Source organism: Frankia sp. CeTa3Moorea, assembly GCF_978021225.1.
This window is the reverse complement of the sequence record NZ_CDXDOR010000067.1, coordinates 20,736-27,044: the sequence shown is the minus strand read 5'-3', so window position 1 is coordinate 27,044 and position 6,309 is coordinate 20,736. Positions and strand designations below refer to the sequence as shown.

General features: G+C 69.3%; 5 protein-coding genes and 1 pseudogene. 2 read left to right on the top strand and 4 right to left on the bottom strand.

The annotated features are described in order from the left end of the window. Together AC08OV_RS13685 and AC08OV_RS13680 are read left to right on the top strand one after the other, a co-directional pair. On the top strand, positions 1-1,042 hold a 1,042-nt coding region (locus AC08OV_RS13685), incomplete at its 5' end, for an EAL domain-containing protein (RefSeq protein ID WP_476619747.1). A gap of 98 nt (positions 1,043-1,140) precedes the next feature. After that, a complete protein-coding gene (locus AC08OV_RS13680; protein ID WP_476614038.1) occupies positions 1,141-1,335 on the top strand; it encodes a DUF1059 domain-containing protein in 195 nt (64 codons plus the stop codon). Between the two features lie 118 nt (positions 1,336-1,453). Here AC08OV_RS13680 and leuA read toward each other — a convergent pair whose 3' ends face one another. From leuA to serA, 4 genes and pseudogenes are all read right to left on the bottom strand, one after another. Then, complete coding sequence (gene leuA, locus AC08OV_RS13675) at positions 1,454-3,214, bottom strand: 2-isopropylmalate synthase (protein WP_476614039.1); 1,761 nt, start codon at positions 3,212-3,214, stop codon at positions 1,454-1,456. Between the two features lie 250 nt (positions 3,215-3,464). Continuing rightward, positions 3,465-4,097, bottom strand: coding sequence for a septum formation family protein (locus AC08OV_RS13670; RefSeq protein ID WP_476614046.1), 633 nt, complete (start codon positions 4,095-4,097; stop codon positions 3,465-3,467). 138 nt (positions 4,098-4,235) lie between these two features. Further along, positions 4,236-4,322: pseudogene (locus AC08OV_RS13665) on the bottom strand (SCO2583/SCO2584 N-terminal domain-containing protein); the annotation flags it as partial. 216 nt (positions 4,323-4,538) lie between these two features. After that, positions 4,539-6,128, bottom strand: a complete 1,590-nt coding sequence (gene serA / locus AC08OV_RS13660) for a phosphoglycerate dehydrogenase (protein WP_476614040.1) — start codon at positions 6,126-6,128, stop codon at positions 4,539-4,541. Between the last annotated feature and the right edge of the window lie 181 nt (positions 6,129-6,309).

Here is a 6,309-nt window from a genome sequence, read left to right as displayed (position 1 = left end):
CGTCTTCGCCGAGGCGGACCGGCTCGGGCTCGCGGCCCAGTTGGAGGCCCGTGTCCTCGCCGCCGCGCTGGAAGCGCGTGACCGGCTTCCCGACCGCTGCTTCCTCGCGGTCAACGTCCTGCCCCATCTGCTCACCACACCAGAAGTCACGGCAGTCTGGCAGCGCGCGGACCTGCGGCGCCTGGTCCTAGAACTCAACGAGGCGGTCGACCTCGACGCCACCACCGGCCTGACGACCACCGCGGGCGCACTGCGCAACCTCGGTGCGTTCGTGGCGATGGACGACGTCGGCTCGGGCTACGCCGGGTTGCGGCAGCTGGCGCGAATCCGCCCCGACTTCGTCAAGCTGGACCGCTCGCTCGTGGTCAACGTGGACGACGACCAAGTCAAGATCGCCCTCACCGAGCTGGTCGGCACCTTCGCCAGCCGGCTCAACGCCTGGGTCATCGCGGAGGGGGTCGAGCGGTTCGACGAGCTCGGCATGCTGGTCGCGCTGGGGGTTCCGCTCGGCCAGGGATTCCTGCTCGGGCGTCCCTCCCGGGACTGGCAGCAGCTCGACCCAACCGTGGCTCGGCGTATCCACCAGTTCTCGGAACGCAGCAACCACGCCGCGAGCATCGAGAGCCTGATGGAACAGGTCACGATCAGCATAGGTGAATCCGGTCGGTGCGCCATGTCCGCGGACTGTCCGTCCTGTCCCATGAGCGCCGCCCGGAACCGGGACGGTCTCGCGGCCGGCGATGATCCGGCCGGACCGGACGGTGACCGGGCGCCTCGAGCCACCATCATCGTCTCCAACCGATGCCGACCAGTCGCCCTGCATCTGTCCGGCGGCCCGGGCGGCGGCACAGAACCGCGCCGTGTTCCCACGACGCTTTTCGCGCGGCCCGAGGAGCCGGTGACCGAGGTCGCGCGTCGAGCCATGACGCGGGCCCGGGCCAGCCGATTCGATCCCGTGATAATCGTGACCGAGATGGGGCGCCCACTCGGCCTGGTACGGATGGAGCGGCTGATGCTACGGCTCGCGGAAATGTCCACATGAGGCGAAACCGTTATTGGACCGCGCAGGCGCTCATGTCGCCGAGCCCAGCGACCAGGAGTCATTCCGCGTCAGCAGAGATCACCGTCCGGCGCCCGAGCATGAAACAATTCTACTGTGGTGCGATCATGCACGACTGCGAGACGCGCATCGTCGCCCCCACCGAAGACGATCTTCTCCGTTCCGTCGACACCCACGCACGAGTTGATCATGGTATGACGGATATCCCGGAGTCGATGCTGGACGAGATCCGCCAGAATATCCACGACGTGGGACCGGCGGACCGCCACGACTAACCAGCGCTACCAGCGCCACCACCACGACCAGCCCGCGCGGGCACCAGCCGAGGCGAGGGACACCCACCGGTTCTCCGATGGGTGCCCTCGCCCGACACGACGGGCAGGCAGGCGCGTGTCAGCCGGCCAGAGGCGTGGCCGCCGGCTGTGCCTCGTCCCCTGACGTCCGCGCGGCGGGCACCGAACGGTCCCGGGCAGCCCGGTTCACGGCACTCACCACGGCCCGCAGGGACGCCGTCACGATGTTGGCGTCGATCCCGACTCCCCAGAAGATCCGGTCGTCGACAGCCACCTCGAGGTACGCGGCCGCTCGCGCATCCGCTCCCGAGCCCAGGGCGTGCTCGTTGTAGTCCAGGATCCGCACGGTCAGATCGCGGCTGGCGAGCGCCGCGACGAACGCGTCAATGGGGCCGTTGCCGGTTCCCGTGATCACCATGTCGGCCCCCCCCTGGAAACGGACCGAGACGGAGACCTCGTCCCGATCGCCCGACGCCGCCGTCGTCCGGGAGCCCAGCAGCTCAAGCAGGCCGGACCCCTCCGCGCCGTCCAGGAAGTACTCGCCGCGGAAAATCGTCCAGAGTTCCTCGGCCGTCACCTCGCCGCCCTCGGAGTCGGTGTGGCGCTGCACGACACCGGAGAACTCGATCTGCAGCCGGCGCGGCAGGTCCAGGGAGTGCTCGGACTTCAGCAGGTATGCCACCCCTCCCTTGCCGGACTGACTGTTCACCCGGATCACCGCCTCGTAGGAGCGGCCGACGTCCTTCGGGTCGATCGGCAGGTAGGGCACCTCCCAGCGGATCTGGCCGGTGCGCTCCATGGCCTCGAAACCCTTCTTGATGGCGTCCTGATGGGAGCCGGAGAAGGCGGTGTAGACGAGGTCGCCCCCGTAGGGATGACGGGGATGGACGGGCAGCTGGTTGCAGTACTCCACCGCGCGTCGGATCCCGTCGATGTCCGAGAAATCGATCATCGGGTCGATCCCCTGCGAGAACAGGTTCATCCCCAGCGTGACCAGGCAGACGTTCCCGGTCCGTTCCCCGTTGCCGAAAAGGCAGCCCTCAACCCGGTCGGCGCCGGCCAGCACCCCCAGCTCCGCGGCGGCGACCGCGCAGCCCCGGTCGTTGTGCGGGTGCAGGGACAGCACGACGGCATCCCGGCGGGTCAGGTTCCGCCCGACCCATTCGATCTGGTCGGCGTAGACGTTCGGGGTCGACATCTCGACCGTCGCCGGCAGGTTCAGCACGACCGGATGCTGCGGGGTCGGCGCCCACACGTCCATAACCGCCTCGCACACCTCCACCGCGTAGTCGAGTTCGGTGCCGGTGAACGACTCCGGGCTGTACTGCCAGCGCACATCGGTGCCGTCCAGCAGTTTCTCGGCGTACTGGGCACACCACCGGGCGCCCTGCACCGCGATCTCGGTCACCCCAGCCCGATCAAGACCGAACACCACCCGCCGCTGCAACGTGGACGTCGAGTTATACAGGTGGATCAGCGCCCGGTCCGCGCCAACCAGCGACGCGGCCGTGCGCTCGATCAGGTCCTCCCGCGCCTGCGTCAGGACCTGGATGACGACGTCGTCCGGGATACGATCGGATTCGATCAGCTGCCGGATGAAGTCGAAGTCGGTCTGGCTGGCCGCCGGGAACCCGACCTCGATCTCCTTGTACCCCATCGCCACCAGCAGCTCGAACATCTGCATCTTGCGGGCGGGGGTCATCGGGTCGATCAGTGCCTGGTTACCGTCGCGCAGATCGACACTGCACCACTGCGGGGCACGAGTGATCGTCTGCTCGGGCCAGGTCCGGTCGGGAAGTGAGACGGGGACGAACGGACGATACTTCTCGACCGGCATGCCGGACAGCTGCTGCGTGGTCATTCCTGCTCCTGCTTCCTCGAAAGAGTCCCCCGCGACCGTGATCACACGGTTCGCGACGTGGGTGACTGGATGCCGGAGGATCCGCGGAGAATCAGCAGAGGAGCGTCAGGCCGCACCTGGACGCTGGACCGCCGTGATGGCGAGGATCCCGACGCTGACACACGAAAACACCGCGACGGGGAAGCCAGCTCAGGTATCAGGCCCCGCCGCGGCGGCTAAGGAGAAGCAGCGCACGCATCGCGCATCAACGTTACCGGATGTTCGGCCGACCGCGAGGAAACTCAGGTGCTGCGACGGCGCCGGGGACACGGGACGGACCGCTGCGGGGCCGCAGGTCGCCGGTGCGCACGGTGCACACGGCTGCGTGTGCACCGTGCTGCCAGCTGGGTTCGGACGGGTAGATCGTGCCGGCGGTACGGTGCGGAGCGCTGTCGACGGCTCCGGCGAACTCGCGCAGTGCTCCAGCACAGCGCTCGTCCGTCACCTCGGCGATCGCCGACGCGCCAGGCCAGCGCTGGAAGAGCACCGCCAGGTCGACCATCCGGGTGACCTCGTCGATGTGGGGCTCCCCGCAGCTCACCCGGACGGGCACCACCGGATCAACCGAGGCGAGCGAGCCCGCCGGATAGGGGGTCCAGTTCAGGCAGTCACCCGGCCGCAGGGCCGCGAGCAGGTCCGGCCTGAGCCCAAAGCCGGCGGGGGGACCGGTCAGCGCGCCGGTGGCAGCCGGTACGGCGGTCTGCCTGGTGGCGGCCACAGAGGACCCCGACGACGTGGTCGGCGCCAGCCGTGCGGCGGTCGGACTGGTCCGGTTCGCCGTCTGCCGCAGGGCGACGACGGTGATGGTGATCATCCCGACGATGATGGCCAGGAACGTGACCATCCTCGCGATCTGGCGGGGGCGGCCCGGCGGTCTGGGCGGCGCCACCAGCCGATGGAAAAAGCCGGGCAGACCCCGGGGAGCTGGGACGACCTGACAGCGACTGGAAGCCGGCCGGCCGTGCTGCCGGCTGCGCTCGGCCGCGGACGGTTCGAGAAACCGGGCTCCGCGGACGAATCGCTCATCCAGGCGAAGCCCCTCGAACGGGTCCTGATGCCGCGACGCCATACTAGCCACGGTAAACCCGACACCACGACTACGGCGCGCGTTCCACGGAAAGATCACCTGGATCACGTCCCCACGCCACCGCCACCCGTACCCAATCGACCGCCTACCGTTGGATCGCCCGCGGGTGTCCCTGGTAAACCCCATCCAGCCCAGGTAATCCACGGCAACCCGAGGAACACCCCGGACCGCCGAAGGCCCCCACGGCTCCCCCAGGAGTCATTCGCTGCTGATGCTCACGGCCCTGGCGTAGGACGCGCCGATGATCTTCGCGATCTCGGCCAGGATGTCGGGGGCGACCGCGTCGTCGAGCGACAGCGACATCAACGCCTCGCCGCCGGCCTGCAGGCGGCTGACCTGCGCACTGGCGATGTTGATGTGCGCCTCGCCGAGCAGGGCACCGACCGCGCCGACGATCCCCGGCCGGTCCTCGTAGCGGAAGAACGCCAGATGCGCCTCGGGCTGGATGTCGACCTCGAACCCGTCGATCGCGGTGATCTTCTCGACCTGCCGCGAGCCGACAAGCGTGCCGCTCACCGACACGGGCGTGCCATCGGCGAGGACTCCTCGCACAGTCACGAGGTTGTGATAGTCGGGGCTGTCCTCGGCGGTCTCCAGGGCCACGTCGACCCCGCGCTCCTTGGCCAGCAGCGGTGCGTTGACGTAGGTGACCTGCTCCTCGGTCACATCGGTGAACACGCCCTTGAGCACCGCGAGCTGCAACACCGAGACGTCGTGCACGGCGATCTCGCCACGCACCTCGACGGTGATCGCCGCGGCCAGGCTGCCCGCGAGGCCGGAGAAGAGCTGCCCGAGCTTCTCCGCGAGCGGAAGACCCGGCCGGAGGTCCTCGGCCACGACGCCACCGGCCTGCACGTTGACCGCGTCAGGCACGAACTCGCCCTGCAGCGCCAGCCGCACCGAACGGGCGACGGCGAGCCCGGCCTTGTCCTGCGCCTCCTGGGTGGACGCGCCGAGGTGGGGGGTGACGACGACGTTGTCGAGCCCGAACAGCGGGGAGGCCGTCGTGGGCTCCTTGGCGAAGACGTCGATGCCCGCGCCGCCGACCTGACCGGAGCGGACCGCCTCGGCAAGCGCCGCCTCGTCGACAAGGCCGCCGCGCGCCGCGTTGACGATGATGACACCGGGCTTGGTCCGGGCCAGCTCGTCGGTGCCGATCAGACCGAGCGTCTCCGGCGTCTTGGGCAGATGAATCGTGATCATGTCACTCTGCCGAAGCAGCTCGTCGAGGTCGACGAGGGTCACGCCGTGCTGCGCGGCACGGGCCACCGACACGTACGGGTCGTAGGCAATGACCTTCATCCCGAAGCCGGCGAGCCGCTGCGCCACGAGCACGCCGATCCGCCCGAGGCCGACGACGCCGGCCGTCTTCTCCACGAGTTCGACACCGACGTACTTCGAGCGCTTCCACTCGCCGCCGCGCAGTGCCTCGTTGGCCGCGGGAACCCGCCGGGCGACGGCGAGCAGCAGCGCGATCGCGTGCTCGGCCGCACTGACGATGTTCGACTGCGGCGCGTTGACCACCATGACACCGCGTTGGGTGGCGGCGGCGACGTCGACGTTGTCCAGCCCGATGCCGGCCCGGGCGACGACCTTGAGCTTTCCCGCGGTGGCGAGCACCTCGGCGTCGATCTTGGTGGCCGACCGGACGATCACGGCGTCGACGTCGGCGATGGCGGGCAGCAACGCGGACCGGTCGGCACCGTCGACGTGACGAACCTCGAAGTCCCCGGACAGCACCTCCAGCCCGGCCGGTGAGAGCTCCTCGGCAACGAGTACGACAGGCACTGGACCTCTCCTAGCGACCTCGGGTCAGACCGGGAGGCGACGCGGAACGAGGCGTGATCACGTGGCCTTCGGCCTGGCGATGATGAACGTGGATACTGCGGGCACCGCACGACGCGGCGGGCCCAGCCTACCGACGCCCGCCGTGGACTCCGAACCCTTTCCGCCGACCGACGGCGACGGC

Bases quoted from the DNA above. Each gene is read 5' to 3' on its own strand.
- leuA (WP_476614039.1), bottom strand. From the start codon at position 3,214: ATGACCACGCAGCAGCTGTCCGGCATGCCGGTCGAGAAGTATCGTCCG.
- AC08OV_RS13680 (WP_476614038.1), top strand. From the start codon at position 1,141: ATGAAACAATTCTACTGTGGTGCGATCATGCACGACTGCGAGACGCGC.
- AC08OV_RS13670 (WP_476614046.1), bottom strand. From the start codon at position 4,097: ATGGTCACGTTCCTGGCCATCATCGTCGGGATGATCACCATCACCGTC.